Origin of the sequence: Mycetocola sp. (assembly GCF_046716805.1) — a bacterium.
Classification (GTDB): Bacteria; Actinomycetota; Actinomycetes; order Actinomycetales; family Microbacteriaceae; genus Mycetocola_A.
The window spans coordinates 1-3811 of the sequence record NZ_JBKJWH010000078.1 but is presented as its reverse complement, the minus strand read 5'-3'; the positions used below and the strand labels follow the sequence as shown (position 1 = coordinate 3811).

Here is a 3811-nt window from a genome sequence, read left to right as displayed (position 1 = left end):
CTCATCTACCACTCGGCATCCGAAGCGCAGGACACGGAATCAGCGGACGCTCTACCAACCACGGCGGGATCGTCATCGACGTGTCGCAGATGAATACGATCGAAGTTCTCGACACGGCGACCCGGCTCGTTCGAATCGAGCCGGGCGCACGGTGGATGGACGTCGCCGCTGCGCTGGCCGCGCACGGGTGGGCGCTCAGCTCCGGCGATTACGGCGGCGTCGGCGTCGGCGGCCTCGCCACGACCGGCGGCATCGGCTTCCTGGGCCGCCAACACGGGCTCACCATCGATCATCTTCGAGCGGTCGAGATCGTACTCGCCGACGGCTCGGTGGCCCGGGCGAGTGCCACAGAGAACGAAGACCTGTTCTGGGCGGTCCGCGGCGCGGGCGCGAACTTCGGCATTGTCACCTCCTTTGAATTCGAAGTTGACGAGGTCGCCGACGTCGGCTGGGCTCAGCTCACCATGGACGCCACCGACACGGCGACTTTCCTGCAGAAATGGGGAGCAACCCTCGAGGCTTCCCCGCGCGACACAACGAGCTTCATCTCCCTCGGTGCCTCGCAACCTGGCCAGCCCACCATGGCATCCGTCATGGCAATGGTCGACTCCGGCGATCCGGATGTCATCCTCGAGCGGGTGGAACGATTCGCAGAGATTTCGCCGTTGTATGACCACTCCGTGCAGCTCACAAATTACCAAGCCGTGATGACGAACGCCCGCGGCACCGGCAATCAGGGCCGGGGAGAACCGGTGGCGCGCTCCGGGTTTCTCGAGCACATCACTCCGGGATTCGCCCAAGCGGCCGAACGACTCATCAACAGCGGGGCGGCGTACTTCTTCCAGATCCGTTCCGTCGGAGGCGCCATCTCCGACGTCGATCCCGACGCGACCGCGTACGCACACCGGTCCGCGAACTTCTCGGTCGTCGCCTTTGCTTCGAACCGGCAACGGCTGGACTCATTCTGGAATGACCTGTACCCACACTTCGACGGTTTATACCTCAGCTTCGAGACCGACCAGAGCCCCGAACGGATCGACGATGCGTTCCCGCCCAAGACACTCAAACGACTGCGACAGCTCAAAGCCCTGTACGACCCCAACAACCTGTTCAACGACAACTTCAACGTCGTCGAAGCATCGACCGAGGAACGGAGCGCATCATGACCGACTACGGCCACGACCCACTATTCGGGGTATTCATCACCCCGACCAATCAGCCGGCCATGCAGCCCGTGGACCTGGCCATCGTCGCCGATCGGGCCGGTCTTGACCTCGCCACCTTCCAAGACCACCCGTACCAGCCGAGATTCCACGACACATGGACACTACTGTCCTACGTCGCTGCCCGCACCGAACGCATCCTGGTGAGCGGAAATGTGCTCAACCTGCCGCTACGGGATCCCGCCGTGCTGGCCCGCAGCGCCGCGAGCCTCGACCTGCTCAGCGGTGGACGATTCGAACTGGGCATCGGCTCGGGCGGGTTCTGGGACGCGATCGAGGCCATGGGCGGCCGACGCCTCACCCCAGGCCAAGGCGTACAGGCACTGGACGAAGCCATCCAGATCATCCGCGGCATCTGGGCAACGAAAGAACCAGGCCGCCTGCAAGTCGACGGCGAGTATTACCAGGTCTCGGGCGCTAAACGCGGTCCGGCGCCCGCCCATGACATCGGGGTCTGGATCGGCGCGTACAAACCGCGGATGCTGCGACTCACCGGTCGAGCCGGTGATGGCTGGCTACCCTCGCTGGGCTACCTGAAGGGCGGCCCCTCCGACCTGGAAGAGATGAACAAACACATCGACGATAGCGCCGAACGCGCCGGTCGTGACCCACGGGCGGTGCGCCGGATGCTGAACATCTCCGGTCAGTTCACCCCGACCGGTCGGGGTCTGTTCAGCGGGTCATCCCAAGATTGGGCTGAGCACGCAGCCGCCCTGGCCCTCACGTACGGCACCTCGGGATTCATCCTCGCCGCCGATGACCCAACGACCATCCAACTCTTCGCGTCGGAAGTCGCCCCCGCCGCACGCGAACTTATCGCCGCAGAACGAGGAACGAAGAACGTTCCGGAGCAGGGCAGGCAGCGGCCTGCTTTCCAAGAGGCTACTAATGATCAGTAAGTGACTTATGTGCCGCTGGCCCGGCGTCGCTGAACCGAAACGCCGCCCTTCCTGCCACCTGATCCAGCCTCTTGGTGCGGTCGTCTTCGCCGATGCAGGCTGGAGGCGGACGAAGCGCTTGCGATGGTCTCAGCAGCTCTCGGCATCCGCCCCTGACACCCACATCCGGGTTAACGAACTATGCCCCACGACAAATCGTGGGGCACAGAAAATGATGCGGAGTCTCGAATCTCCCGCATGGGTAGAACTGTTACGCGGCGAGCTCTTCGGAGTCCTCGCGAACGGCCTTGAGGGCGGCAACCCACGGAAGCAGCTGATCGATCTGACCCTGCAGTTCGCTGGCCTTGATTTCGGCCGGCGTGAACTTGCCCTCGCCGGTGAAGGCGCCCTGGAAGTCGGTGAAGATCGAGAACATAACGTGGGTGCGCACGTCGGCGACCTGCAGCTCGCCGAGGATCTGGCGAAGGTGCTCAGCGGCGCGAACGCCGCCGGCCGAGCCGTAGCTGATGACACCAGCGGCCTTGTTGTTGTAAGCGGTCGGGGCGATGAAGTCGAGAGCGTTCTTCAGGCCACCGGGGATCGAGTGGTTGTACTCCGGGGTGATGAAGAGGAAGCCGTCGAAACCGTCGATCTTGTTCTGCAGTTCTTCGCCGAGGTTCGGGTAGTCAACGAGGTCAACCAGCTCGAATGAAGCACCGGGTGCCTTGGCGTTGCCGAGGACCCATGCGCCGACCTGGTCACCGAGGCGTCCGGGGCGGGTGCTTCCGAGGATGATGCCGATGTTGAGGTTAGACAAGAGGTTTGTCCCTTTCTGGAAAGTCGAATGTCACGCTCTGTATCTGGGTGACATGTCAACAATACAGGGAACATTGTAGATATGTCAACTAATTGGTAGGATGACCAGCATGTCCGTAATTTCGGAAGTCAGCACCCAAGAATGGGGCGTCTGGCGCGCCTTTCACATGATGCGCCGACAGCTTGATCGCGCCCTCGAGACTCAGTTGCAGCGCGACGCGGGGATTTCAGCTCCTGATTACGAGGTGTTACTCGCCCTTTTCGAGGCGGATGACAACCAGTTGCGGAGCCGTCAGCTGGGCGAGTTGATCGGGTGGGAGAAGAGTCGCATCTCGCATCAAGTGTCGCGCATGGAGAGTCGTGGCCTCGTGGAACGGCGAGAGTGTTCCGACGACTTGCGAGGCGTCTGGGTCGGGCTCACCACGGACGGTCGCCGGGCGGTTCTCGGGGCGATGCGTAAGCACGCTGCGAAGATCCGCCAGCTGTTCCTCGATGTACTGACTGAAGAAGAAAAGAAGGTGCTTCTCTCCGCGTCGGAGCGCGTGCTCGACGCGATCGGTGCGCCGGTCTGCGACGACGTATCGCGGCGCGCGTCTTGAACGCCGGATAGGCACTGCATTGCCGCAAGGCGATGCAGTGCCCCACTGTCGTCACGGAAGGATGCTCGGGCACGGTACCGGCCGCTCGAGAGGACTCCGACGACGACGCTGCCCAGTTCGCTGGCGCGTATTTGCGGCCTAGCCATGCCGGATCTCCTGTACCCAGGTGAGCACGTCTTGAACGTCGTATCGCACGTGCCGGCCGAGCTTGAGGTATGGCGGACCTGCGTGAGTCAGGCGCCAGTCCTCCAACGTGCGCTCGGGCAGTCGGAGCAGCTCCGCAACTTCCTGCTGT

General features: G+C 63.0%; 5 protein-coding genes. 3 read left to right on the top strand and 2 right to left on the bottom strand.

What is annotated here, in order from left to right; translation table 11 throughout:
• Window positions 1-1166 (top strand): FAD-binding oxidoreductase (locus ACLQ62_RS06345; protein WP_411720812.1); only part of this gene is annotated, 1166 nt, incomplete at its 5' end.
• Window positions 1163-2122: an LLM class flavin-dependent oxidoreductase gene (locus tag ACLQ62_RS06340; RefSeq protein WP_411720811.1), complete on the top strand. Its 960-nt coding sequence runs from the start codon at window positions 1163-1165 to the stop codon at window positions 2120-2122. The genes ACLQ62_RS06345 and ACLQ62_RS06340, both read left to right, overlap by 4 nt.
• Before the next feature lie 250 nt (window positions 2123-2372).
• On the opposite strand, the gene ACLQ62_RS06335 is transcribed toward ACLQ62_RS06340, so the two are convergent.
• The gene (locus tag ACLQ62_RS06335) at window positions 2373-2918 is read right to left on the bottom strand and encodes an NADPH-dependent FMN reductase (RefSeq protein ID WP_411720810.1); all 546 of its coding nucleotides are present in this window, start codon (window positions 2916-2918) and stop codon (window positions 2373-2375) included.
• Window positions 2919-3018: 100 nt separating this feature from the next.
• On the opposite strand from ACLQ62_RS06335, the gene ACLQ62_RS06330 reads away from it, so the two are divergent.
• On the top strand, window positions 3019-3516 hold the full coding sequence (locus ACLQ62_RS06330) for a MarR family winged helix-turn-helix transcriptional regulator (RefSeq protein ID WP_411720809.1): 498 nt from the start codon (window positions 3019-3021) through the stop codon (window positions 3514-3516).
• A gap of 138 nt (window positions 3517-3654) precedes the next feature.
• Here the strand turns inward: ACLQ62_RS06330 and ACLQ62_RS06325 are convergent.
• On the bottom strand, window positions 3655-3811 hold a 157-nt coding region (locus tag ACLQ62_RS06325; protein WP_411720813.1), incomplete at its 5' end, for a helix-turn-helix transcriptional regulator.